This is a genomic window from Hydrogeniiclostridium mannosilyticum (assembly GCF_003268275.1).
Taxonomy (GTDB): Bacteria; Bacillota; Clostridia; order Oscillospirales; family Acutalibacteraceae; genus Hydrogeniiclostridium; species Hydrogeniiclostridium mannosilyticum.
On record NZ_QLYR01000001.1, the window covers coordinates 612977 to 639263 of the forward strand.

General features: G+C 49.1%; 26 protein-coding genes. 10 read left to right on the forward strand and 16 right to left on the reverse strand.

The annotated features are described in order from the left end of the window. Window positions 1–92: 92 nt before the first annotated feature. From DPQ25_RS02885 to nagB, 4 genes are all read right to left on the reverse strand, one after another. Window positions 93–1043, reverse strand: coding sequence for a sensor histidine kinase (locus tag DPQ25_RS02885; protein ID WP_407928132.1), 951 nt, complete (start codon window positions 1041–1043; stop codon window positions 93–95). Between the two features lie 73 nt (window positions 1044–1116). Beyond that, on the reverse strand, window positions 1117–1788 hold the full coding sequence (locus DPQ25_RS02890) for a response regulator transcription factor (RefSeq protein WP_112332019.1): 672 nt from the start codon (window positions 1786–1788) through the stop codon (window positions 1117–1119). A gap of 55 nt (window positions 1789–1843) precedes the next feature. Then, entirely contained in the window at window positions 1844–3223 is a 1380-nt protein-coding gene (locus tag DPQ25_RS02895) for a Sapep family Mn(2+)-dependent dipeptidase (protein ID WP_112331661.1), read from the reverse strand. A gap of 59 nt (window positions 3224–3282) precedes the next feature. Next, on the reverse strand, window positions 3283–4032 hold the full coding sequence (gene nagB, locus DPQ25_RS02900; RefSeq protein ID WP_112331662.1) for a glucosamine-6-phosphate deaminase: 750 nt from the start codon (window positions 4030–4032) through the stop codon (window positions 3283–3285). 401 nt (window positions 4033–4433) lie between these two features. Between nagB and DPQ25_RS02910 the strand changes: the two genes are divergently transcribed. Beyond that, complete coding sequence (locus tag DPQ25_RS02910; RefSeq protein ID WP_112331664.1) at window positions 4434–4679, forward strand: hypothetical protein; 246 nt, start codon at window positions 4434–4436, stop codon at window positions 4677–4679. Between the two features lie 110 nt (window positions 4680–4789). Here the strand turns inward: DPQ25_RS02910 and DPQ25_RS02915 are convergent, their stop codons facing one another. The 10 genes from DPQ25_RS02915 to DPQ25_RS02960 form a co-directional block, all read right to left on the reverse strand. Next, complete coding sequence (locus DPQ25_RS02915) at window positions 4790–5638, reverse strand: pyridoxamine kinase (protein WP_112331665.1); 849 nt, start codon at window positions 5636–5638, stop codon at window positions 4790–4792. Between the two features lie 19 nt (window positions 5639–5657). Beyond that, complete coding sequence (locus tag DPQ25_RS02920) at window positions 5658–6335, reverse strand: LbetaH domain-containing protein (protein WP_112331666.1); 678 nt, start codon at window positions 6333–6335, stop codon at window positions 5658–5660. A gap of 54 nt (window positions 6336–6389) precedes the next feature. Next, the gene (locus tag DPQ25_RS02925) at window positions 6390–7259 is read right to left on the reverse strand and encodes a GNAT family N-acetyltransferase (protein ID WP_177576805.1); all 870 of its coding nucleotides are present in this window, start codon (window positions 7257–7259) and stop codon (window positions 6390–6392) included. A gap of 23 nt (window positions 7260–7282) precedes the next feature. Next, complete coding sequence (locus DPQ25_RS02930; RefSeq protein WP_146740516.1) at window positions 7283–8191, reverse strand: dockerin type I repeat-containing protein; 909 nt, start codon at window positions 8189–8191, stop codon at window positions 7283–7285. Between the two features lie 117 nt (window positions 8192–8308). Further along, complete coding sequence (locus tag DPQ25_RS02935; protein WP_112331669.1) at window positions 8309–9145, reverse strand: FUSC family protein; 837 nt, start codon at window positions 9143–9145, stop codon at window positions 8309–8311. Between the two features lie 3 nt (window positions 9146–9148). Beyond that, window positions 9149–9823, reverse strand: a complete 675-nt coding sequence (locus DPQ25_RS02940; protein ID WP_112331670.1) for an HAD family hydrolase — start codon at window positions 9821–9823, stop codon at window positions 9149–9151. A gap of 46 nt (window positions 9824–9869) precedes the next feature. After that, on the reverse strand, window positions 9870–11318 hold the full coding sequence (locus DPQ25_RS02945) for a lipopolysaccharide biosynthesis protein (protein WP_112331671.1): 1449 nt from the start codon (window positions 11316–11318) through the stop codon (window positions 9870–9872). Window positions 11319–11346: 28 nt separating this feature from the next. Further along, on the reverse strand, window positions 11347–11922 hold the full coding sequence (locus DPQ25_RS02950; RefSeq protein WP_242978196.1) for a phosphatase PAP2 family protein: 576 nt from the start codon (window positions 11920–11922) through the stop codon (window positions 11347–11349). Between the two features lie 425 nt (window positions 11923–12347). Then, window positions 12348–13187, reverse strand: a complete 840-nt coding sequence (locus DPQ25_RS02955) for a putative ABC transporter permease (protein ID WP_112331673.1) — start codon at window positions 13185–13187, stop codon at window positions 12348–12350. A gap of 23 nt (window positions 13188–13210) precedes the next feature. After that, entirely contained in the window at window positions 13211–14542 is a 1332-nt protein-coding gene (locus DPQ25_RS02960; protein WP_242978226.1) for an MATE family efflux transporter, read from the reverse strand. Between the two features lie 143 nt (window positions 14543–14685). Here DPQ25_RS02960 and prmA point away from each other — a divergent pair, with 143 nt between their 5' ends. From prmA to DPQ25_RS03000, 8 genes are all read left to right on the forward strand, one after another. Beyond that, a complete protein-coding gene (prmA, locus tag DPQ25_RS02965; RefSeq protein WP_242978197.1) occupies window positions 14686–15633 on the forward strand; it encodes a 50S ribosomal protein L11 methyltransferase in 948 nt (315 codons plus the stop codon). Window positions 15634–15651: 18 nt separating this feature from the next. Next, on the forward strand, window positions 15652–15993 hold the full coding sequence (locus DPQ25_RS02970; protein WP_112331675.1) for a hypothetical protein: 342 nt from the start codon (window positions 15652–15654) through the stop codon (window positions 15991–15993). Between the two features lie 26 nt (window positions 15994–16019). Next, window positions 16020–16793 carry a methyltransferase domain-containing protein gene (locus tag DPQ25_RS02975; protein WP_112331676.1) on the forward strand — a complete coding sequence of 258 codons (774 nt, stop codon included), beginning with the start codon at window positions 16020–16022 and terminating at the stop codon, window positions 16791–16793. Between the two features lie 73 nt (window positions 16794–16866). Further along, window positions 16867–17562, forward strand: coding sequence for a polysaccharide deacetylase family protein (locus DPQ25_RS02980; RefSeq protein WP_112331677.1), 696 nt, complete (start codon window positions 16867–16869; stop codon window positions 17560–17562). Between the two features lie 410 nt (window positions 17563–17972). Beyond that, complete coding sequence (locus tag DPQ25_RS02985; protein ID WP_112331678.1) at window positions 17973–21062, forward strand: glycosyltransferase; 3090 nt, start codon at window positions 17973–17975, stop codon at window positions 21060–21062. Between the two features lie 26 nt (window positions 21063–21088). Then, window positions 21089–21979, forward strand: a complete 891-nt coding sequence (locus tag DPQ25_RS02990) for a hypothetical protein (protein WP_112331679.1) — start codon at window positions 21089–21091, stop codon at window positions 21977–21979. A gap of 11 nt (window positions 21980–21990) precedes the next feature. Beyond that, on the forward strand, window positions 21991–23355 hold the full coding sequence (locus DPQ25_RS02995) for a polysaccharide pyruvyl transferase family protein (protein ID WP_112331680.1): 1365 nt from the start codon (window positions 21991–21993) through the stop codon (window positions 23353–23355). A 117-nt stretch (window positions 23356–23472) separates the two neighbouring features. After that, on the forward strand, window positions 23473–24111 hold the full coding sequence (locus tag DPQ25_RS03000) for an HAD hydrolase-like protein (protein WP_112331681.1): 639 nt from the start codon (window positions 23473–23475) through the stop codon (window positions 24109–24111). 123 nt (window positions 24112–24234) lie between these two features. On the opposite strand, the gene DPQ25_RS03005 is transcribed toward DPQ25_RS03000, so the two are convergent. Together DPQ25_RS03005 and DPQ25_RS03010 are read right to left on the reverse strand one after the other, a co-directional pair. Then, on the reverse strand, window positions 24235–24762 hold the full coding sequence (locus DPQ25_RS03005; RefSeq protein ID WP_112331682.1) for an ECF transporter S component: 528 nt from the start codon (window positions 24760–24762) through the stop codon (window positions 24235–24237). Between the two features lie 215 nt (window positions 24763–24977). Further along, window positions 24978–25433, reverse strand: coding sequence for a DUF3842 family protein (locus DPQ25_RS03010; protein WP_112331683.1), 456 nt, complete (start codon window positions 25431–25433; stop codon window positions 24978–24980). A 164-nt stretch (window positions 25434–25597) separates the two neighbouring features. On the opposite strand from DPQ25_RS03010, the gene DPQ25_RS03015 reads away from it, so the two are divergent. Then, window positions 25598–26188, forward strand: coding sequence for a sugar O-acetyltransferase (locus DPQ25_RS03015; protein WP_112331684.1), 591 nt, complete (start codon window positions 25598–25600; stop codon window positions 26186–26188). The last annotated feature ends 99 nt before the right edge of the window (window positions 26189–26287 follow it).

Below are 26287 nucleotides of genomic sequence, written 5' to 3' on the forward strand. Positions count from 1 at the left end.
AACATATCCATTGTAACAAACTGGGGAAATGCAGCGCCATTTCATTGGCTTACATTTCCCCAGGTAACCTTACAAAAGCGTAAGGCCGCTTTTTATTCAACCTTCAGGTCAATGGTATCCAGCCCTATTTTGACCCGGGTACCCTGCCCGACCGTGGATTCAATGGAAATTGTATGTGAAAGCTTGGTCAAAACACGCCTGCATAAGTAGAGGCCAATGCCAGTGGAGCGCTTGTCTGCCCGACCGTTATAACCGGTGTAGCCCTTTTCAAAAACACGCGGCAAATCCTCAGCCTGAATGCCGATGCCGGTGTCCTCAATAACCAGGGTTTTCCCACATTCCGGGTGATCCATATAAATGGAAACGCTGCCCCTCCGCGTATATTTCAGCGCGTTGGACAGGATCTGCTCCACCACAAAGGCCAGCCATTTTTCATCGGTCAGCACCTGGCAGTTCAACGCTGTAAAATGAAGGGAAATTTTCTTGCGGACAAAGAGCTTGGCATATTTGCGCACTGCCTGACGGACGATTGCGTCCAGACTGTACCGCTTAATTATAAGGTCGCTGGATTCACTGTCTAATCTGAGGTAGGAAAGCACCATCTCCACATACTGCTCAATTTTGAACAATTCTGCCGAGAGCTCCGCCTCATCTTCTCCCTTTTCCGATTGCAGTAGCAAGCGCAGGGCTGCGATGGGCGTCTTGATTTGATGCGCCCAAAGCGTGTAATACTCCATCATCTCCCGGTAGGCCGTTTCCTGCCGGGTCATAAGCTGGTTTTTATCGCGGTAAACGGCCTCAACCAACTCCCGGTAATCCTGCTCCAGAAGGGATTCCGGCGCCGGCAGGCCGTCCAGGCTGACCGCGATGTGCGCTTTGAGGCGTTCAAGCAGCCAATGCCTTTTATAAAACCGGATAAAGTCTGCCAGCGCAAGCAGCACGCCGAAAACAGCGCAGAGCAGGGCGGCATATCCAACCGCCTCTGCCGGAACCCGGTATAAATAAAACACAACGGCAAATATTGCCGCAAAAAACGCAACCACCGCCGGGCCTTTCCAACGCGCCCGCATGTACTGCTCTAAAACAAAGAAAAACGCGCTTTTTTCATGCTCGCTCCTATTCGATTAAATAGCCGATTCCTTTTTTCGTGGTGATAAAATCCCTCAGGCCTGCCGCCTCCAGCTTTCGCCGCAGCCGGGTAACGTTTACAGTCAGGGTGTTTTCATCTACATAGCTGTCCGTTTCCCATAGGCGGAGCATCAGGGTATCGCGGCTGACAGCCTTTCCCTTATTCTCCATGAGCGTCTGCAAAATTTTATAATCGTTCTTCGTCAGGTCAATTCGCTGCCCCTCGTAGGTCAGCGTTGTGTCGCTGGTGTTCAGGATAGCCCCTCTGTGGGCCAGCAGGCCGGCCTGCCCGCCAAAGTCATAGGTACGGCGCAGCAGCGCCTGGACCTTCGCTGTAAGGACCTCCAGGTCAAACGGTTTGGCAATAAAATCATCGCCGCCCATATTCATCGCCATGACAATATTCATATTGTCCGACGCGGAAGAGATAAAAATCACCGGGACCTTGGAAATCTTTCGGATTTCCCCACACCAGTGATAGCCGTTATAGAACGGCAGCGAAATATCCAGTAAAACAAGCTGCGGGTCAAAGGCGGCGAAATTCCCCAGCACATTCTGAAAATCGGCCGCACATTGCGCTTCGCAGCCCCAGGATTGCAAGTGCGCCCGGATAGCTTTGGCAATGACCAGGTCATCCTCGACAATCAAAATTTTGTACACCATGCCCTTTCCCCCTTCTTACAAGACAGGCCGGGACCTACGCCTTTTTCCGTGCTTACTCCACGGCCATACGGTACATGGCTTCCAGGCACACCTGTGCGTGGAGCATAAATTTTTCAATTTCAATGTGTTCGCCGGTGTTGTGGATTCTGCGGTCCGGTTCATCCGGGAACAGCAGTCCAAAGGCTACGCCGCGGGATTGCAGGCTGCGCGCGTAGGTACCGCCCCCCATGGCGTAAATTCCGGCCTCTTCACCGGTCACCGCTCTGTAAGACTCTTTTAAAATAGAAATCAGCGGGCTGTGCTCCGGCAGATAAAGCGGCTTGCTGTGGCCTTCCACCGTGGCTGCCACACCAAACCTGCCCGCGTGCTCCTGAATGGTGCGGGCAAGCTGGCCGCCGTCCGCCGTAACCGGGTAGCGCATGTCCAGGCAAACACGGTTTTCATTTTCGGAGATATGGCAGACGCCTAAATTAACAGTAATTGTTCCGGACTCCCGATCACAGACCTTTACACCGAGGGATTCTCCATCCAGCTCCAGACCAATTGCCCGGTTGACAAAGGACGCCAACGCCCCCAGCTCCCGCTCGGTAAAAACCTGGCCCAGCAGGCGCAGCAGACGCACGACGGCATTGACTCCCTCCTGCGGGGTCGCGGCGTGCGAGGCGATGCCTACGGAATGGACATGGCCCCCAAAGTCAGCCTGTGTAAAGGTAAAATCCCCCTCGGCCTGCTCTGCTGCCTGCCGCAGCGCCTGAAACTGACCGGCACTGCAACGCAGCTCTGCATCCGCGAAAGCCGGTACCGCATTGCAGACCGTGCCGCCCCGCAGAGAAACAATCACGCCGGATTCTCCCAGGCGTCCAGTAAGATCCATACGTAAAATTCCCTTTTCACGGTTACAGATTCCATATTCCGCATCCGGTGTAAAGCCCATCTCCGGCAAGGGCTCTACTTCAAAGTAGCGCGCCATATCCTCGCTGGCTGTTTCTTCACCGGCCCCAAAGATGGCCCGAATGCGGCGTTTTGTCTGCACCTTTTCTTCCTGTAAAACCTTGAGCCCGTACAAGGCGGCTATTGCCGCGCCCTTGTCGTCCGCAGTCCCGCGCCCATAGCACAGGCCGTCGCGAACAGTCATAACATAGGGGTCTGTTTTCCAGCCCTCACCGGCCGGCACCACATCAACATGTGCCAGCACCGCAGCGTTTTCCCGGCCTTCGCCATACTCTGCGTGCCCTGCATAGTTTGCCACGTTTTTTGTTTTCAAGCCCATCTCGTCCGCCATTGCCAAAATGGTTTGCAGCGCCCTGGCAGAATTTTCACCAAAAGGCATCCCCTCCCTAGCCTCGCTGCGTACGGACGGGATTGCCACCAGCCGCGCCAGGTCGCGCAGCATTTCCTCGCGGTATTTTAAAATCTTACTGCCAAAACTCATATGCCATACCCCTCTCCAAATTTAAAGCCCTTATAAAAAGCGCTTTCACTGTTTGATTTTTACAGCGTCTCCGGATGCCTGGCTCGGATCCGCGAAAAAGCCGCTTCATCCGCAACAACGGTTACGCTTGGATGCATCTGCAAAATAGAGGCAGGTACCTCAGGGACCACCGGGCCAAAAAGAGCCCGCTCCAAAATTTCCGCCTTGCTCTCGCCATTGGCTACCAGTACAATCTTTTTCGCCTGCATAATTGCCTTCAGCCCCATTGTAATCGCACGGCGGGGCACCTCACTGATATTGTTAAAAAAGCGGGCGTTAGCCTCAATGGTTTTCTTGTTCAGCTCCACCACATGGGTGGTCTGGTCAAAAGCAAACCCCGGCTCGTTAAAGCCGATATGGCCCGTATGGCCGATGCCTAAGATTTGAAGGTCAATCCCCCCCAGTCCGCCGATGACCGCATCATAACGCCTGCATTCCTCATTGAGGTCCGCCGCCATTCCATTCGGCAGATTGGTATTGCGTTCATCCACGTTGATTTTACTGAAAAAGTTGGACTTCATATAATAGTGGTAGCTCTGAACCTGCTCAGGCGCCAAGCCGCAGTATTCATCCAGGTTTACCGTTCTCACCGCGGAAAAATCGATATCGCCCTTATCATACCAATCCGCCAGCTGGCGATATATGCCCAGCGGTGTAGAGCCGGTCGCCAAGCCCAGCACAGAATTGGGAAACAGGATCACTTGTGCTGAAATAAGATTGGCCGCCCTTCGGCTCATGCTTTGATAATCCGGCGCTGCTAAAAACTTCATTTTCTAATCCTCCGCTGTTGCTGTTTTTATTTTCCCCAGCCTACCGGCCGGAAATTCATCTGTTCAAAGCGGCTGAAAAATGATTCCGCCGCAAGGGGCCTTGCGTAAGCTGTCCGCCTGAAAACCAAGAATAAAGCCGCAGCCCCATAAAAGCCCCGGAAAGTCCGGGGAAGTGCGCGCCGCGCGTACTGCGCGGGAGGCTCCCCGCTCCGATTGCGCGCTTCCCGCCTACAAGCCTTCGGCTTGTAGACATTATAGCATATTTCCCGCGGCATGCTCAACAACATCTAGGGTAAATCTTCCTTTTCCCGGGCAGAATGTTCATTTCCATTACTTACCGCTGGTTTTTCTGCGCCATAGGCGGTATGATGGATATGACACCATTGAAAAGGAGCTTAGCTATGAGATTAAAAAACGAGGAACTAGCTGTTCTGCTGAAAGAAACCGCCGCCGCCCTGCCCGATAACGCCAGCCCGGATCAAGTTCTTTCTACCTGTGATTTTTACTGGCAGCGGAAAAGCCAAGCCATGCTGAAGGCTTTAGAAGAGCGCTTGATACAGGTGGTGAAACGCCTGCCCAAGCTCTCTGGTATGAGCGACGCCGAGCAAATGGCAATCATTGTCCAGACGATGGAATCCATTACATAAGCCACGGGCCCTTTTCTTCAGGTCCCGTCGTACGGCGCACCAATAAATTCAGGCCGCTGCCCCTCTGAACAGGAGGCAACGGCCTGCTTTTTTCCCAACTGCTCTGCGCTTTACTCATTCAGCCCCAGGGCTTTGATAAAACCGGGAATCCCAGCCTCAAAGTTGACTCCCAGCCGCGGATCTGTACCAGCAGCCCAGGTTCTGGCTATACTGCCCTGCGTGTAGTCCACCGCTATTTGCATCGCCTGCCCAAGCTCCTTACCGCGAAGCAGCCCTGCCAGCAGAGCGCTGCTGTACAGGTCCCCCGTTCCCGGGAAGCTGCCCGCTACCCTGGGGGCAAAGGCATAATAATAGCTGCCGGTTTCCCGATCATACCCTGCCGACCCCAGCTCCATTTTTCCACGAGAAACCCCTGTAAGCACTACCTTTCGCGGGCCCAGCTCCGCCAGGCGGCGCAATACCTCCGTGACTTCCTCCTCCATTTTCGGCTCCCCCCGGTACGGCAGGCCCAGAAGGAGCCCCGCCTCGGTCAGATTCGGCGTTATGATATCCGCATGACGGCACAATTCCACCATTCGACCCGCCATTTCCTCTGTATAGGTTTTATACAGCTTGCCATGATCCGCCATGACCGGGTCCACCAATACCACGGTTTTTGGCCCCTTCAGCTGTGAAAAAATCTCAGACACCACCTCAATTTGTCTGGCTGAACCCAGAAAACCGCTGTACAGCGCGGAAAAAGGAATATTCAGCGCGCTCCATTGGCGGGCAAAGCCAGCCATATCGTCGGTCAGGTCCCGGTAAGTATAGCCTGCCAGGCCACCCGTATGCGAGCTCAACAGCGCTGTAGGCAACGCGCAGCATTCCGCCCCGGACGCCGCCAACACCGGCATAATGACGGAAAGCGAGCACCTCCCCAGGCCGGAAAGGTCATGGATTGCCGCAACTCTTCTCTGCATAAAAAACCTCGAACCACATTTATTCAGCAATCCGCTTTTTTTCCGCTACTTCTCCGGCATGCTTATAAATACTGCCCTCCGGAATGAAGCCGCGTACCATCGAAAGCGGATAAACCTGGCTGCCCTTTCCAATCACCGTTCCTGGGTTCAGAACACTGCCGCAGCCGACCTCTACTAGGTCGCCGACCAGTGCCCCAACCTTTTTGCGCCCGGTCTCCAGGCACAATTCACCCGCGCGAATGACAACGAGCGCTTTATCTGATTTTACATTAGATGTGATCGCTCCCGCACCCAAGTGGGATTTATAGCCGAGAATGGAATCGCCCACATAATTGTAATGCGGAACCTGGACGCCATCAAAAAGAACCACATTTTTCAGCTCCGTTGAGTTCCCCACCACGCAGCCTCTGCCTACCAGCGCATTGCCGCGGATAAAGGCGCAATGGCGCACCTCTGTTTCGGGGCCGATGATTAGCGGGCCGTTCAGGCTCGCTGTCGGCGCTACCTTGGCGCTTTTGGCAACCCAGATTTCTGCCGCGGGGTGGTCGTAATCCTCCTCCGGCAGCCGTGGCCCCAGCTCCAAAATAAAGTCCTTAATTCCCTCCAGCGCTTCCCAGGGATAAGTGCAGCGCTCCAGCAGGGGCGCCGCCGCCGTATGGGAAAGGTCGTATAGTTGCCTTACAGTGAGTTTGTCCATCGTTCAATCTCCTTTTATCGTTAAACTGGCAGCTGGCTCGCGCTTCCGCTGCGGTTACGCATGGGACAATCGCGGGAACATCAGCCGGCTGCCTTTGAAAATATTCTCTTTTCCCCGCAGGATGAACAGCGTTTCGTCCTCCTCAAGCAGCGGAGACAGCCGCCCGGCCTCTGTACAAATTGGAGTAAAGCCGAGGCTGGCGGTGTGAATCTGCGGCGGACTGGCGGCTGCCAGGATTTCCTCCAGCGTTTGCCCTCTTCCACCGTAAATATCATAACAGAACATTGTCCCGCCGTCATAGGATGCAATGAAGATGGTTTCCCGCTCCGGCAAATAATAAACCCTGTCCCGCATGTAGGAAGTACAGTAAAACATCAGCAAGCCCTCATTATCCAGCAGCGGCAGCCTGGAAAAAGGGTTTGACCGCCGGTAACAGCGTTGCAGCAGCGCCCGATCCTCCGCGTTTTCCATATCCAGCCTTTGGGCGGCTTCGGGGTTGGGCGTAACCGGACAGCTGAATTGATACTCCACCGCGCGCTCAAATCCAAACCGGGGGTAAAAATCAAGCGCCGAATCGTTGGCAAATAGATAGACGGCATCACAGCTCCGGCAGTAATCGCGCAGCACCTGCTCCATCAAGCAGCGGGAAAGCCCTTGCTTGCGGTACTGCGGGTCCGTCATCACCGTACCCAACTGAATATAGCTTCTGCCTTTTCCCCGCCACATCGTTTGCATACGGTTGACGGCAATACTGGCAACGACGGTTCCGCCGTCCAGCAGAACATACGGCTTATAACGGTCCGTCCAGTAGCCGTCCCGGTACCACTGCTCAAAGGACAGCCCAAACACCCTTTGGGCCAACGCGTCGAAGGAGGTACGAATTTCCGTATAATCCCTGATATTTTTTTCCAGCCGGTAATTCAATCCCATCTCCCCTTCCGATTCCTCTAACCCGCCTTTTTATAAAGCAGTAGATCTCCGACGTCGACGGCCCCGTCCTCATTCATATCCGCAGCCTTCAGCCAAGCCCCTGTCAGGCTTCTCCGGCCGACCAGATATTCGTTATAAAACCGCAGGTTTTCCGCCGCGGTCCCGCCTAAATCCCCTTTGACCACGGCAGTTACCAGGCTTTCCTGCTTTCCATTCCGCAGTACCTCCACCGTCCATCCGGTACGGACTTTTCCGCTTTTCTGCCGTACCCCGGCATTATCCTTAACCTGCACGGCACCCCCAGTCCCATTTTGTGCATATTGCCGCTCCAGGTCTGCAACCGTTTGGCCGGTAAAATAATAGTAGCGTTCCCCCTTCATCGGGTTTTCCGGCGCCTGCACCGGCGTCAGCAGGTCGTTCGCAAAATAATAGGCCGTTTCTGCGCCGCCGACGGTGATCAGCAACGTTCGTTCCTCCGTCATGCGGCAAGACTCTACCGCCTGCCACGGCAAAGAGAGCCCTGCCCACTCCACCTCGCGGTCCGACAGACGAATTTTCATCAGCAAGAAAGAAGAGCCATCCTGATTGGAGCAGCCCATCAGGTAAATTGAGTCCCCCAGCACCTGGGCCTCCCGGTAAATGATGCCAGCCGGGAACACCCACTCGCTCTCACCAATTCCTTCGAGCGAGGACATCTTTGACACCAACGTGGTATACTCTCCATCCGTACTCACCAAAATGGAAGAACCGTCACCGGCGGTAAACAACCGGCGATCCTCTTGCAGTACAAAAATCCCTTCCAACCGTTCCAAATCAACAGCCGCATGGGCCCGGTAAACCGGCAGACAGCAGACGGTAAGCAGCAGGCAAAGCAACAGCGCCGCGCAACGGGCACCCACATGAAATGAACTTCTCAACCTTCTCAAGCGATCGCCTCCATCCTATAGCATGCTATAAGATGGTATCATATTTTAGAGGCCTACCTTTTGCTTTGTGGACGCTTTCTACCCCCGCCAAAAACCGCTTTCGGCGCTTTTGGTAAGCTATTTTGACACGCGATCCCCCTTGCCAAAGCAAACGGCGGCCAACCTCTCGATCTGTTCCATATGATATTGGTAGGCCGCCTCAGCCTGTCCCTCACTCAGGCCGCGCTCCTGAATGTGGAGCGCGCTTTCCAGTTCCCCCAGCAGCTCCTGAAGCATACCGGACAGCTCTGTAATCCGCTTGATTTCCCCAGTCTCTCCCCGCATAAACCTGGGCTCTGCCGCATACAGCATGGTATAATTCTGTAAATCCCGCACGTCGTGCTCCAGGGCCACTAAACACTCACGCTTGTGTTCACTTTGCGGAAGAACCATAATTATTTCACCTAAAGAACGATATTTTTGGAGAATTTTTCCCGCATAATTTGGCGGCATGATGAGCAAATTTACCACCAGCGCCACAAAAAGGCCCAAAAACATCCCGCCGGCCTGGTCCAGTGCCAGCCGCCAGAGCGGCGACGCGCTCTGTGTCAGCAGGACTGAAAAAAAGGCGGCGCAAGAAAGCACCTCTGCGCCGCGCAGGTGGAGGAGGCTGCACAGATATAGGGTTACAATCGCGCCGATCCCGCCGGCGCCGGCATTTCCCGGCAGAAAAAAAGCGCTGACACTGCCGACCACAATACCGCACAGGATGCCAAAAATATAATTTTTAGCCATGTGAAAGGATCCTTCAATGGAGGCTCCCATCGCCAACACGGCAGTGAGAACAACGTATAGAGGATGAGGCAGGTTTAGCCATTTGACAACACACAGGCAAAGGGTTACCGCGATTCCGGTCTTTACAATCCGAAAGCCCAGTCCCCTTACATATGCAAGAATATTCTTCTTTTTCTCCATCTTTTACCTCAAGGCAGGGCGTCCGTGCAGAATTTCCAATATGTCAGCCGGGTGCTGCGCCAAAAAACGTGCATGGTTCCGCTCCAATTCCTCGCGGCCGCGGAAGCCCCACAGGACTCCGACGGAATCCATGCCCGCCGCGGCTGCCGTCTTCATGTCGACATCCGTGTCCCCTATGTAAAGGATATGCGTTGGCGGCGCCTTTAATTCCTCTGCGATGAGCAACGCCCCCTCCGGGTCGGGCTTTCTCGCCACGCCGGCACGCTGCCCGTAGCACAGCCGGAAGCTTTCCCGGGGGAAAAGCGCTTCGACAATGGCGCAAACCACATTGTGCGGCTTATTGGAAAGCACTGCCGCCGGAACCTGCTCCCGCCTCAGCGCGGCAACCAGCTCCGGCATTCCCGGGTAATTCTGTACGTCCCGCACCGGGTCCGCCTCATAAAGGCCGTCGTAAACCGCGCGCAGCCGCTGAACATCCTCTTCGGTATAATTCCCGGCCGTACGGCGAAGCATGCCGCGCATCAGCACGTCCGCTCCATTGCCCACCAAAAACCGGTATTCCTCAATGGGAATGGCGGGATACCCCAGCACATTTAGGGCTTGATTCGCAAAACCGCCAATCGACGCCAGCGTATCCGCCAATGTTCCATCTAAATCAAATATACAAGCCTGATACAAGCTGAAAACCTCCTACACTGCTGTTTAAATAAACGATCATTCTTCCTCAGGCGCGGCTGCCTGCCTTTTTTGAGGATCGCCGGGAAACAATTTTCCGAACCCCCTCCAGCACCTCCTTAAAATTCAGCAGGACCATCAGCGCTGTCAGCAATGCCTGCCAAACCGGCCAAAACGGCACTTCAAAGATCATCAGCACCGCCTGTCCAATTAAAAGGACCGCATTGACCACCAGCCTTAAATAGCTGATATTCATACGGATATAACGCCTGGTATCCACGGCGCGCACCAAAAACACCGCTACATAGGTTACCAGCGAGGCCAGCGCCGCGCCGTTGACCCCAAGAGAGGGAATCCAGACCAGGCACAGAACCACATTGATAACGGCGCCCAGTACGGCGGTTGCCAACGAATGCATGCTTTTTTTCTCCACCATATAAATACTGCCCAAAAAGTTCACCATACAGGTGAACACGGTTGAAACCACTAGCAGCGGAATAAAGCTCCAGGCCTCATAATAAGCGGGCGCAACCAAAATTTTTGTAATCAGCTTTGCAAACATGATGACAAAGGCGGCGGTCATAAAAATCAAGGCGTTGTAAGAACGAAAAACCCGGGTAAAAAACTTGTTGCGCCCTTTTTCCTCCGTGACGGCGCTCATCTGCCAGGCGTCCATGAAAATGCCGGAAACCAAAATAATCAGGGCCGGCACCTTATTGGCGGCGGCAAATATCCCATTATAGGAGGATCCCAGAAAAGCAACCACCATGTACCTGCTGGAGGTGTTGGTGATCCACCAGCAAATAGTATTGGGAATCAGCGGTACACAATAGCGCAGCATCCTGCCCGACACACCGCGGCTGATTCCGCGCAGCTTGAGAAAACGGTGCAGCCTCCCTGTTGTAAACAGGAAGATGACGGAGAGAAAATCGGCGCAGATCGTCGCCAGAATATATCCCGCGACCCCCATTTGCAGCCACACCAGAAAAAGGACGGTGAAAAAGATGGTCGTCACCGTGCTGAGAATGCCGTCTACGGCAAAAAGCCGCACCAGCCCCCTTGCCCGGATAAACTGGGAGCACAGCGAGCGCATGGAGGACATCAGGACAAATGCATCAATTAAAATAATATTCTGCACAAACATATCTTCCTGAATATCCAGCAGCGACAGAACCGGCCCCATATACGGCACGATAAAGGGCTCCGCCACAACCAATATCAGGAAGCCCAGCAAAATTGTGCGCAGCCCCGTGGAAAAAACATCCGCCTTGTCAATTTCTCTGTCGAGGCCAAAGCGGATAATGGCGTTAACCACGCCCAGCGTCACCAGCGGCAGCAACAGATTGCCCGTATTCATCAGCAAATCCGTCACGCCGTATGCAGATGTGTCCAGCACCCTGGTGTACAGGGGCATCAGTAAGAATACCAGCACCTTAGAGCTAAAGGTGCTGATTGCAAAAATAATGGTGTTGGAGATCAGCTTTTTGTATTTATCCAAAGCGTTTTGTTCTCTCCTCTTTTTTATTTTATCCGCCGTGAGGCTTCTGTCCTTCAGCCCGGCTTTCCCGCGCGGGCCAGTTCCCCGTTTTGTAGAAAATAAAAACCGTCAGGAAGCCGACGAGGCAGCCCAGTGCCGCGCCAGCCAGGATATCCGTTGTATAATGTACAAAAAGGTACAGTCTGGAAAAGCCCATCAATGCCGCAAAGAGAAAGGCGGCCGCACCAGCCCTGCGGTTTACACAAAAGATAACGGAAGCCGCCGTAAAAGCTGCCAGCGTATGGCCGGACGGAAACGAATAATCATGCGGAACCGCCACCAGCATGGCTACCTCCGGAAATTCCCAGCAGGGACGGGGACGCATAACCAGATTTTTTAAAAAAATATTTCCCAGCAGGAAGCCGGCAACCATCGCACAGACCAGCGCCAGGCCGCCACGGCGGTATTTCGGCTTGCAAAGCATAAACAGCGCGAATAAAAACCAGATCAATCCCGCGTTACCCACCAGAGAAACCACGATCATCACCGGATTCAGCCACTCCGGCCGCAAATGCTGCGCCATATAAAGGCTGACTGCCCTGTCGAAGGCAAGTAAAGCTTCCAAAAACGCTCAAACCCTTTCCCGATTCCAGCCACCCAAAGCAGGGCTTTTGAACCAATAATTGTTTTATTATAGCATTCAAATTTTACAAAAGCATGAAGAAAAAGGAAAAAGGTACGGAGGGGTGAATTTTATCCACCGCTATTATACCAGAATTCTCCTCCATTCGCCATATAAAATTCAAGCGCCGTTTTCTACTCTTTTTGGTAGTATAGCCGTATCTCCCCGCAGCCATACTTGATTTCTCCGCTTAAAAGGGGCCGTGCCCCCTCACTCTGTGCTGCCGAAAGCATGGCGCACCGGCCCCCGAAAATACGGCCTCTTGCATTGCCGGCGGAAGATACAGCGTATAAGCTCTGTGTAAAAAACAGCAAAAGCACATGCCGCGGGGCTGCATGTGCTTTTGAAAGAAGGCGGCGCCCTCCCCTTTACTTTTTCAACCTTTTAAGCTCCGCGCGTTTTTCAGCCAGGTATTCCCGCAGGCGGACAAGCGAATCATGATGGCGCACCGAGCGCATGGTCGGGAACGCATCCAGCATACGGCGCTGTAAAAGCTGTAACCCGGCAACCATCCGTATGCGGCGGCGCTTGGTCTGTTGAGATATTGCCTGGAACCGCTCCTGAACCTCGCTTTTCAGGCGTTCATGCGTGAGCTGCCCCTTCTGGCGCAGATCGGCGGCAACGCGCTCCAGCTCCGCCAGCTTCCCGTTGAGCTGGAGCATGGTGCGGACACTGAAAATCAAATCCAGCAAAAAAGCCGCCAAGGCCCCGCCAGCCAGCCCAACCAGCAGAATCAGCGGCAGCCTGCCGATCAGGTCCAGCACGAACGGATGAAGCAAATAAACGGTAACAAGCCCCATCGCCCCAAAAAGCAGTGAATTTTTCAGGCAGACACGCCCGTGAAGATTAAAGCGCCGCTGGGAATAATCCCATAATTTTGTATGGAAGATTTTTTCCAGCAAAAAACCGGTCACATACTCCAGAAGGCTTGTCACCACCGCGCCAGCTAAAAAGAGAAGTACCGGCTGCGGCTGCAGCGGCGAGAGCAAAAACACAATGAGCAGCGCCCCAAACCCATATACAGGGCAGAGCGGCCCAGTCAAAAAACCGCGGTTAATAAAACGCCCGGCGGGAAGCGAGCAGTAAATGCTTTCACAAAGCCACCCGGTAAAGCTGTATAGAAAAAAAGCTAGAACTATGGTACAGGCCTGCTCCATAAAACCGCCAGCCCCTTTCTCCGGCCCTTTCGGGACATATGATGTGTTCATTGTATAATTCCTGTGGATAATTGTCAAATCAGCGCCGTCAAAAAGCTTAGGAAATAGTAAAGCAAGGCGCCTGTAACCGCGGGGAGCAAAACCCAGTCCACAACGTCGACCGTAAGATCCGTCACCTTTAAAAGCCGGTGTATGCTCAAGGAAGCGTTGAAGATCTCACTGAAAAACAGCACAAACACATAGGCCTTCATGCCAAAAACAGGGAGCAAGACGGCGATAAACAGCACACGCAGCAGGGAATCGCTGAAATTATACTTCAGCGTGGACACCTGCTGGTCCAGCCCCTTGAGCATGCCGTCCACAATGCTGTCCAGGTACATCAGGGGGACAATGGGCGCCATTATGCGAAGAAGAACCCCCGCCTGGGTATTATTAAAAAAGAGGTTGCACAACGGTTCCGCAAACACAATGAGCAGCGTGGTGACAATAAACGAAAACAGCAGTGTCAGGCGCATGGCAAGACGCGCCATGCGTTGAATGGATTTTTGCCGGCCGCTGGCCGCACGCTCCGCCAGCTCGGGAATAAACAGTGAACACAGCGGCGTAATAAAGGAGGCCGGAAAAAGGAGGATGGGCATAACCATCCCCTGCATAATTCCATATTGAGCCAACGAACCGGCGGCGCCCGCCCCATACTGCTTTAGGCCGCGGGGCACAAGCAGGTTCTCCGTACTGTTCAGGGTGCTGCGCACAAAATTCCCGCATAGTACCGGGGCCGCTATATGAAGCACCTTTCTTGTAGCGACCCGCCCTTTTCCGGCCCGTCCGCCCGGGTTTCTGCGCACCGTGCAGAGGAAGCACAGTCCAAGCAGCAGGCAGGAGGAGGCCTCTCCCAGCGTGGAGCCGAGCATAAGCGCATCGAGCGGCGTTATCCTGCTCATCAGCAGCATACCGGCGCCAATGGTAAAAACCTGCTCCAGCAGCTCCCCGGCCGCAGGCAGAGCGGTATTGCGAACCGCCAGAAAATAGCCCTTGATGCAGGCGCATACCGCCATGCAGGGCAAGCCCGGCACCAGCAGCCGGATGGGCCTCGCGGCCTCCGGGCTGCCAAGCAGGATTGCGGCAATCCACCCGGAGCCGCACCACAGAACCAGCCCTGCCAGCCCGCTGATTAACAGGGCAAGCACCATACAACGCCCCACGGAAGGGCGCACACCATTCCCTTCGGCGACAAGGCGCGTCACCGCCAAGCTTACCCCCGAGGTACAGGCCGTGACGGCAAGCGAGAAAATGGAGAAAATCAGCTGATAAAGGCCCATGCCTGAATCTCCCAGTTGACCACAGATAAAAACCCGAAACGCGATATTTGTGAGGCGGAGCGCAACCGCTCCGCCGGTTAAAATCATAGCGTTATATAAAAACCGGCGTTTCCAAGTCAAAAATAAACCACCCCCAAATAAACTATATTCAGCGGCAGGACAAAATAAGTCTGTAATTCTTTTGCTTTCTGCTGTATAATAGAAAAAAAGCCCCCGGAAGGAGAACGCAAATGAGTACAGATATGGTTGGTTCCGACTGGACGGAGGTCTGCGTTACGGTAAAACCCACAGATGTGGATCGTGCCGGCGACATAGCGCAGATGACGGTTCCCTATGGTATCTATATTGAGGATTATTCCCATCTGGAGCAGGAAGCCTGGGATATTGCCCATATTGATTTAATTGATGAAGAGCTGTTAAAAAAGGACCGCAGCAAAGCTTTGGTCCATATCTATATCAGCCCGGAGGAAAACCCGGCCGAGGCGGTCTCCTTCCTGCGGGAGCGCTACCGCGCGGAGGGCATTGAGCATGAGATCTCCATCAGCGCCTGTGCGGAGGAGGATTGGATTAACAACTGGAAAAAATACTTCAAGCCCATCCCTGTCGGGAAAAAACTTCTCATCCGCCCGACCTGGGAGGAAACGTATGAGGCAGCGGGGCGCACAGTCCTGGATCTCGAACCCGGATTGGCCTTTGGCACCGGTACGCACGAGACGACGCGCCTGTGCCTGGAGCTATTAGAGCAATTTGTAGGGCCATCCAGCGAGGTACTGGATGTGGGCTGCGGCAGCGGCATTCTCTCTGTAGCAGCGATCCTGCTTGGGGCTTCGAGGGCCACCGGTGTTGACATTGACCCGCTTGCCGTAAAAACAGCGGTGCAAAATGCGCAGCGAAACCATGTGGCGCAGCGTTTTACCGCTGTCTGCGGGGACCTCACCGATAAGGTCGAAGGACAATACGACATCGTCGTCGCCAATATCGTGGCCGACGTCATCATTCAGCTGACGCAGGATATTGACCGCTATATGAAACCGGACGCCGTCTACCTGATGAGCGGTATTATCGACACGCGCGAGCAGGATGTGACAGCCGTACTCAACGGGCATTTCCAGATTCTTGAGCGCCGTGAGGAACGCGGCTGGGTCGCTTTAGCCGCTAAGCGGGCAGTGGCGCCGTAAAGAGAGGGGAGCGAAATCATGTTGGAGCAGATCAAAACCGCTTTTAAGGAAAGCTGGGTTTACTGGCTGATTATTGCCGTACTGTATTACCTGCTGCCCCTGATTATGCGTGACGTCGTAAGCGCCATGCTTGTTCTCTGGTTCGCTCTTCCGCTGGCCTGCCTGGTCTGCTCGCTGCACCACGGCGTTAAGCGCGGATTCCGCTGGTATTTTTTCATTGTTGTTGTCCTGCTCTTTGTCCCGGCCATCTATTTGTATTTTAACAGCAGCGCTTGGTTCTACACGCTGCTCTATGCGGGTGTTACCCTGCTGGGCAGCTTTATCGGCGGCGTTGTCTGCCGCCCGAAAAAAAGAAGATAACCATTATGCTTTTAGGAGGTATATACATGCAAAATTGGGATGCCGCTCAATATTTACGCTTTAAAGGGGAGCGGACACGCCCTGCGGAGGATTTGCTCAGCCGCATTGCCAACGAAAATCCGGCCAAAGTGGTTGACATTGGCTGTGGGCCCGGGAACAGCACCCGAAAGCTGGCGGACCGCTACCCCCAGGCCGATGTGCTGGGGGTGGACTCCTCCCCCGAGATGATCCGCGCAGCAAAGGAAGCCAATCCCTCCCTGTCGTTCCGCCTGTGCGATGCTGGCAGGGAGCTGCCCGCTCTGGGCAGCGGCTTTGACGTTGTATTCTCCAACGCCTGCATTCAGTGGGTGCCAAATCATACGCAGCTGCTGCCCGATATGATGGGCCTGCTCAAAAAAGGCGGCACGCTGGCTGTACAGACCCCAATGAACTATGAGGAGCCGATTCACCGGATTATCCAGGCGGTCTCCTCCAGCGAGCGCTGGTGCCCACTGTTTTCCAACCCCCGTGTTTTTTACAATCTGAAGCCGGAGGAATACTACGACCTGCTGGCTAGTTTGACCAGCGAATTTTCAATCTGGACCACAACCTATTTTCATATTATGCGCACGCATGCCGACATTATAGAATGGTATAAGGGCACCGGCCTCCGGCCTTACTTAAACGCGCTGCAGGAACCGGACCGGTCGGAATTTGAGCGGGAAATCACCGCAGAGGTTCAAAAAGCGTATACTCCCAGGCCCGATGGGTCCATCATTTTTCGTTTTCCGCGTCTGTTTTTCACAGCTACCAAGCAATAGCCGTTACGCCGTTACCCGGCGGGCCATGACTCGCTATCAATAAAAACACATTATACAGGGAGCGTTGACAAAGATGTACCAGGGGAAAAACAAAGCCATTACCTTCAGCTACGACGATGGCGTCACGCAGGACCGGCGGCTGATTGAAATTCTGAACCGTTACGGCCTGAAGGCAACCTTCAATATCAACAGCGGGCTTTTGGACCGCCCGGATGATTTCCTCATGATTGACGGAAAAAAGATCGGCCACGCCAAAGTGTCCGCCGCCGAGGTCCGCCGCCTGTACCAGGGCCACGAGGTTGCCGTTCATACGCTGACACATCCGAACCTGACGGAGCTGGACGAACAGGAGATCGTTCGCCAAGTGGAGGAGGACCGGAAAAACTTGAGTGCGCTTGCCGGCTACGAGGTCACCGGCATGGCTTATCCATGCGGCGGCGTCAATAACGACGACCGCGTGGCGCAGGTACTGAAGGAGCATACCGCGGTACGGTATGCCCGGACCATCACCTCAAGCAACAGCTTTGCCCCTCAGGAAAACCTGTTGCGCTTTAACCCCTCGGTTTACCATCTGGATTGGGCGGATATGGAGAAAATGGCGGACGAGTTTCTGGCTATGCAGGCGGAAACCCCTCAGCTGTTCTACATCTGGGGCCACAGCTACGAATTTGACATCAACGACACCTGGGACCGCTTTGAGGCCTTCTGCAAAAAAATCAGCGGCCACAGCGATATCTTCTACGGAACCAACCGCGAGGTGTTGGGGTAAATAATCTTGTTGAAAAAGCCTGTATCTCTTAATAAAAAGCGATACAGGCTTTTTTCGGTAACAAATGTCCACAATAGTTATATGGAAATAAATTCCATAAACATGCATGGCGGAAGAATCATTCTACTGTTGCCTTAGCATATCCATATAATCAGTTATAATAGAACTCAACCGTTTTCCTAACTCTAAAATTTGAAGCATTACAATTTACTGAGCTTGTTTCCAAATATTTCAGAAGAAACTTTTGTCTTTTTATGTTTTTCACACTATTTACAGCAAATAATAAAGAGGAATTTATTACAATTGGTTTGCAAAGATTACTAAACCTTGACAAAAAGCTACGTAGTATTATACTTAATAGAGTAGATTTTTGCAGAGAGATATTTACGGAATAAAAGGAGCGGGACACCATGCTAAATACTCCACTGCTATCAGTTATCATCCCTGTATATAATGTTGAAAATTATCTTGAGAAGTGTCTGGACAGCGTATTAAATCAATCTTATAGAAATTTAGAAATCATCACAGTAGACGATTGTTCAATTGACGGTTCTCTGAAGCTTCTAAATAATTATGCAAAATTGGATGATAGAATCAAAATTATTCATCATGAGAAAAACAAAGGATTATTTCAGGCCAGATTGACCGGTGTGCATGCCTCTCATGGGGACTATATTGCTTTTGTTGATAGCGATGATGAAATTACATTAGACTTCTACCGCGTTTTAATTGATAAGGCAGAACAAGAACATGCTGATATTGTAATGGGCAATACCATTATGGAGGACGAAAATCATTGGAGATTTCGTTACAATTCGAATTTTGGTCTAACAGCTGAAAGAATACTGGTAGGCCAAAATATTTTTGATACCTTTTACGAAAATGAAGGATACTGCTTTTCTTGGCATACGGTATACAACAAAATCTATACGAGGAAATTATGGGATAAAGCCTTGCCAGAATATCAATATATTTCTGGAAATTTAACTATGACAGAGGATATTGCTTTTTCTACAGTTTTATATTATTTTGCAGAGAAAATGTGCTTTATTCCTCATGACGGCTATATCTACTACCGTCATGCTGCTGCATCTACCGGAATATCCACATCTTTACAAAATGTTCGCTCAAAAGTAAATGACGTGAGAAGAGTTTTTGACTTTATTGAATCTTTCTTGAAAAAGCAAATGGTGTTTTCTAAATATAAAAAGCATTTCCAGGAATGGAAAAATAGGTATTTCCGCTGGCATTCTTGGAATGTGAAAGATGCGTTAGAGCGCTTCGATGTGTTACAAGAAGAAAAAGATAGTTTTAAGGCTGAATTTTTACAAGGTTTTCAGAAAGAAAATTTTGAATTTGCACGGCCAGATGATGCCTATTTTACCGACCTAAAAACATCTTGGAATCACCAGTACGAAGAAATAATAAACCTTATAATGGATTCAAAAATTGAAACAATCAGTTTTGATGTTTTTGATACATTAATTTTGCGTCCATTATGGAAGCCCGATGATATTTTTCAATTATTAACCATTGCGATTCAAAAACAATATGCAGAATATAAAGATTTGCCTTTTTATGATATCCGTATTGAATCAGAAACACAAGCTCGTAGACTTCTGAGGATTGAAAAACCCTTTTGTGAAGATGTTGTATTAGAAGAAATTTACCATAAAATGTCAGAAATATACCATCTTCCGTTGCAAACTTGTCTAAACTTTATGAGAATGGAAGAACAGCTAGAAATAGAACTCTGCTATCCTAGAAAGTCTGTAAAGCAATTATTTGAACTTGCGTTATCCGTCGGAAAAAAAGTGGTCATTACTTCTGATATGTATTTATCTAAAAATACACTTGAAACCATGTTAACCAAATGTGGGTATTCAGGGTACCATGCATTTTATCTTTCCTCAGATAAAAGATTATTGAAGTCCACCGGTAAACTTTTCGAACTGATCATAAGTGATTTAGAAATTAAAGATGCTTCCCAGATGTTGCATATTGGAGATAATTGGAATACCGATATTTTGAAAGCACGTTCTTGTGGGATTAAGGCCTATTTTGTACCGAAAGCCACTGATATTTTTGGAAATTGGGTGTCTAGGTTAAAAACAAATGACTGTATTAGTATTTATGCTAAGCCTCAGGGATTTTTAGCTAACTATACTTATGCAATGCAGCAACTTCCGATTCGTTGCATGTTAGGAGTTATCGCCAACCGCTATTTTGATAATCCTTTTTACTATTCTTTTTATAAAAATTCTAATTATAATGGAGATCCCTATTTTATGGGGCTTTACCTGTTAGGGATGCTTGCATTTGGCTTCACTAAAAAAATAGCGGATGACGCTTGCCTACAGGGATATGAAAAACTTCATTTTTTATCTCGGGATGGGTATCTCTTTAAACAGGTTTACGATATGTTGGCACTCTACTACAAAAACCCTCCTCCTTCAGACTATGTTTATGTATCCAGAAAGGCGTTATTGCCGTATCAGATTAAAACTGCACATAACTTTTATGATATTTGTAATCATATGGACATCATTCAGCATACACCTCAGGATATTCTTGAAATGTATGCCGCAGTTTTAAAACCACTTACCCTAGAGGATGAAAGGACCTATAGGGATAATGGAATATTATTAAACCAAAATTTCAAAACAATGGGAGATTTTGTTTGTTTCATCAATGTGATGCTGAATATTTCTTATGACGATACGAAAAGGCAAGACAGTACCCAGTCTTTACAGGAATATATGAAGTCAATTTTTGGAAAACATGACGCTACCATTGATTTGGGATACAGTGGTAAACTTCAGAGCATTTTATGCGATTTGGCAGAAGTACCCATCAACGCTTATTTTCTTTACTCAAACGGATATAATACCAGCTATGTCGCGAAGAAGTCTGGTTACCATTTTTCTTCCTATTATGATTTCTTACCTTCAGGAAGTGTCAGCGTACGGGAATCCTTGATCATAGAAAATGGTCCTTCGTGTATTGGCTATCAGAAAACAGCTACCGGAATTGAGCCAGTATTTGAAGAAAACAGGATGGGTTATATTGAGAAATATGTTTATGGAGAACTCCATCGGGGTGTATTGGACTTTACTCAAGAAATTCTAACGCATTTTTCTGATAAACTGGATATGTTTGAGCTAAGAGGGGCAGAATTAGCTGCTCCCTTTGAAAACTTTTTATGCCATGCCACAGATTTTGATCGGGCGGTATTTTCCTGCTGTTACATGGAAGACGAAGTATATGCAGGACTTTCAAGAATTTCTCTGTCGGAAATTTGGGCACAAGATATGGTAACTCAAGGATTTTGGAAACAAAATGAAAGTCCTGTTGTCCAACAGCAGATCCCGGAGGAATTAAAGGAGATTTATACTGATGGCGTCTTTATGAGTTTTTATCATTGGATCAATAAGAAATTTCCTAAAGGCGGAAAGGCCAGGGAAAGGATAAAAAAGATCGCTGGGAAGTTTTTTAAATGAATTATTATCAGTGAGGTGTGGAAATAATGTCTCTCAATAAATTAACTTTAACCAAAATATTAAAATGTCGAGAATCTATAGAATATTTTTACTATGTAGAAGGTGAATGGAAAGATGCATTTCAAGAACAACAATCCTATTTTGTGAAGTACGATAGAGATATGACATGGTGTCCAGACTCTATTGCAGTTATACCATTTTTAGGTAATTTTTTACCTATTTCATGGGTGTTTGATGCAGAAATTGTAATAAATGAAGTGGATGAAGATTTTCTTTATTCTATTGACGAAATTAAGTCAGGATATCAAGAAATGTATCCGGCAATTGATTTTAAAGGCTCCTTATCTATTAAAAGAAAGGTCAAAAATTCGGTTATAAAAGGCTTAAATAAAAGTTTATTATTTTTTAGCGGTGGTGTGGATGCAACCGCGAGTTTAATCTCAACACTTAATGAAGAACCTATGTTGGTCACCTTATTGGGTTCGGATATTTTTTTCCATAATATTGATGGATGGAATAATGTAAAGGATGCTGTTAAACAAACAGCTGAAAAGTTTTCTTTACCTTATAGTTTTATTAAGACATCCTTTCGGAGCGTTATTAACTATAATTTTTTAAATGAACGGGTTGCAAAACCTAATCATGAAAATTGGTGGCATGGATTTCAACATGGTATCGCGATTATTACTCATTCAGCTCCTCTTGCGTATCTTGAAGGAATTAAACAAATATACATTGCTTCCACTGACTCCATTAAAGGAAACGAAGTATATACATGCGCTTCATTTCCTACAATAGATAATAATGTGCGTTTTTGTGGCTGTAAAGTATTGCATGAAGGCTTTGAAAATAGCCGTGCTGACAAAGTTAGAAAAATTTGTTCTTTTTCAAAAAGAACTGGCATATCGTTTTTTTGAGAGTTTGTTGGATGACACTTACAGGAAAAAATTGTTGTATATGTGAAAAATGTATGCGTACTTTATATGCAATTCTGGCCGAAGGTTTTTCACCAGAAGAATTTGGCTTCCCAATGACACAGGAAATGTATCAAAAACATTTGGAAATGTTAAAAAACGGAGAAATTCAAATTCCGGTTATTTTTTGGGCGGATATTATTAAAAAACTTTCTCATAATCAAAAACTTCAAGATACAAATCCGGTAGCGAAATATTTAGTCGAAAAATTCCCCCAATATGGTGAAAAATATGGAGTGGTAAATTATCCTACAAGAATTTCTTATTTTAGCTCTACTGATGTTCAAGCAGATGATGTATCACATAAGATCGGCAGTAAAGTTATTATGTTTAAATCTGATTTGAACTTAGAGACAAAAGAAAAAGCTTTTCAATCAGTAGGTATGAATACTGGAAATCAAGTATTTAGTTCTTCTTTAGAAAAGATATTGAATTTAGAAGTCAGTCCGTGGAATAAAATACAGAAAGACCATTCTCAATTAAATGATATAAAAGCTGTAGTAACTACGGATCTGATTTGGATTAATCAAAATTCTAATTTTGATTATTTGTATGAACGGTTAAGTAAAGTGCAGACACCATTTGTACCGATTAGTATTGGGCTACAGGCTGGGAAATTGGATCCAGACTTCCGTTTGAATTCATCGTGCTTAAAAGTTTTATCTGCTATGCAGGAACGGGCTATTCTAGGAGTAAGAGGAGAGTATACAGCATCTATTTTAGAAAAACACGGAATAACTAATATTTCTATAATCGGATGTCCATCCTTATATTGGACTAAAAACCCGGATTTTCAGTTCGAGAAAAAAGAATTTATAGGGAAAAAAGTTTTATGTAATTTCAGAACATTTTATGGGAATTTGACTAAATCAGAAAAACATTATTTGACATATTGTGCCAATAGAAATTACACTTTTGTAGAACAGACCTCATTACCTTTTTTAATTTCTTCTGTTAATGATTCACGTTTTTATAATTATATAAATAACTGGTTAATTAAAAATACTAAATTATATTTTGATACGGATTCATGGAGAACAGGAATAAGAGGACATGATTTTTCATTTGGTGGAAGATTTCATGGCAATGTAATTTGTCTATGGGAGAATATACCAGCTCTATTTTTAACTTTGGATTCCAGAACGCAGGAATTAACGGACTTTTTCCATTTACCAAGTATAAGAATGGAAGAATTCGATAGAGAAAAACCAATTGATTACTATTACGAATTAGCAGACTACTCTGAGTTCAATCGTCATTATAAAGAAAAATATTTAAACTTCAGAGAATTTTTGAGAAAAAATAATTTGTGTGAGTAGTTATCTTTGTGTTCAGGAAAGGAGGACCGTATTATGGTCCTCTTTTTTGTAACCTAGTTACAGAAAAAATGAAGCTTCATTTTGTAACGCCGTCTTTATATCAAAAGGAGGACGATAATGAAGCATTATAAGACGGTTCTATTCGATCTGGATGGAACACTCCTCGACACCTCTAAAGGGATTTTGGGGGCAGTAAAATATGCCCAGCAACAAATGAACCTCCCCTCTCTTCCCGATAGTCGTTTACGGGAGTTTATCGGTCCTCCGCCTGTGGAAAGCTACAAACGGATCTTTGGCGTTGACGAAGCTATTGCGCAACAGGCTGCCTTTTTCCACCGAAAATATGGAAGTGAGCGCGGCTTATTTGAAGCGCAGCACTACCCCGGGATCTCAGAACTTTTGCAAAATTTAAAAAATTCAGGCCGGTTTCTGGGGGTGGCCACACTGAAACGGGAAGACACTGCCCAAAAAATACTGGCACATTTTAACCTGAAACAATACTTCGATGTGATCGCCGGCATTGACACAAAAGAACAGCTCTCAAAATCAGATATCATTCAGGCCGCATTAAAAGAGATGGGACAGACGAACGCATCAGCCGTATTGATTGGGGACAGCCAATATGATGCCGAGGGAGCCGAAAAAGCCGGTGTTTCCTTTATCGGCGTTACTTATGGGTTCGGTTTTTCCGATGCAAAGGATATTTCTCCCTACGCTTCTGCCGATTCTCCTTCCCAGCTATTAGCATTATTATAAAAGCCGCTCCTGTTTGTTTATCTGCCGGTCGAATCTATTGAGCGAAAGATTCAACCGGCTCACAGGCAGTAAAAAGCGGGGGAGCCACGGATAATTATCCGTGGCTCCCCCTATTGTTATTTTTTACACCGTCGCCTCGACAAGGCGGGCCTTTTGCAAGGCCAGTACCAAAACCGGCAGCAACACAAGCTGAATGGCGATGCCTGGAAGGGCTGTTACAAAAGCCCCTGTAAGCCAAAGCTGTAACGAATACTCACCGGCGCGGAAAATCAGTGAATTCAGCGCACCGTAGATAACGCGCCCAATCAACATGGCGCCCAGCAGCGAAAGATACAAATTTGCGATATTATACCTTGTCTTAATAACACGGATCAGAATACCGGCCACCAAACCGTACACCGCCAGCTCACAAATCATACTGGGAAGCATTGCCATTGGCGGCATGCTGGTAATCAAGCTCGAAAGCAGGGGCGCGAGTATGCCGCACGCTAGGCCGTAAACGGGACCGCACACCAAGCCGCAGAGCAAAACCGGAATGTGCATGGGCAGCAAAATGCTGCCGGCATTCGGAATTGCATGCAGTGTAACCGGCAGTACTACGCCCAGTGCAACACACAAGGCGGTCATTACCAAATATTTTACCTGTTTCATCTTTTTCCTCCTAACAAAAATAAAAAGAAGGCCTCTGTTTCCCTCTGGAAACGGATACCTTCCCGGATATCGTCACTCAATACAAGATATATTCTTCTTTTATCGGCCTTCATTGAACAAAGAACAAACTGCTGCAAAAGCTTCTGTCTTCTGACAGAAATAACACCGCACTTCTGTGTGTGTTTCAATTAGTATAACAAAAATATTCCCCACTGTCAACGGCAGGCCCCTGCCAAGTCAAAGTACGCGGCGACAGCCTCCTCAATAAGCTTTACAGCGTGCGCAATCAGTTTGCCGGTATTTTTTTCGGCAACACCGGCCACGACCATCTCGCAGCGGTTGACTGGCAGCAAAATCTTTCGGGCCGTGCTTTGTCCTACCGCGGCGGCCATCGCCGGTGTGATTTCTCCCAGCAGCGCATCTGCCGCCAGCATTCCGATGGGCCCGGCGATAATGTCGGCCGTCCTGCAAGCAACCAGGACGGCATTTTCCCCTGTTGCCGCCTGATGTGCGCCGCCCTTTAGCATGTTGGCAGTGGCGGTGCTGTTGGTCCCGATTGCAATAACCTCTACACGATCCTCATTTTTGTCGACTGCCTCCACCAATTCACGCCCGATTCTGCCGCCCTGTCCGTCAATAATCACTACTTTGCACACCGTTTTAGGCCACATAGACAAATCCCTCCCAGAATGAACTTAGTTATATTTTAGCATGTCCAGCTGCTAAAAGCTACCGGCTTATGGAAAATCCTTCTTTCTGCTTCGGAATACGTGACATTCCCCGACGAATGTGCTAAAATATGCACGGTTTCAGCAATTGGCGAGGAGGAATTTATTTGAATTTGAATGAACAGATGCAACAGATCCTGTCCGGGGCCATGTACAACGACTTGACGCCGGAGCTCAACAAAGCCCGGCAGAACGCCCTAATTTTAACCAATGAATACAACGCCAGCTATGGCCGGCCCCATGCCGAGCGGGAAGCTGTTTTAAAAAGGCTGTTTAATTCCATTGGCGAGCAGGTTCATTTTGAGCCCAACCTCCGCTGTGAGTTCGGCTCAAATATCTCCATCGGCAGCTATTTCTTTGCGAATTTTGACTGCATCCTGCTGGACTGCGGCGGCATCGAAATCGGAGACCATGTCCTCTTTGGCCCGCGTGTCGGTATTTACACTGCCAATCATGCCGCCGATGCCTACGAGCGCATTCACGGCGGCTGTTACGCCAAGCCTGTCAAAATCGGCAGCAATGTATGGGTCGGCGCAGGCGTACACATCAACCAGGGCGTCACCATTGGCGAGAACAGCATCATTGGCTCCGGAAGCGTTGTCACAAGAGATATTCCCGCGAATGTCATCGCCGCCGGGGTCCCTTGCCGGGTAATCCGTTCCATTACAGAGGCGGATAAAACCGGCTACCAGCCCTGAATTGCCGTAGGTGTGACAACCCGCCGGCACGAGACTTGAGCATAAAAAACGCGCTTCAGCAGTTAAGATGCCGGAGCGCGTTTTGTTGTCTATATCGTC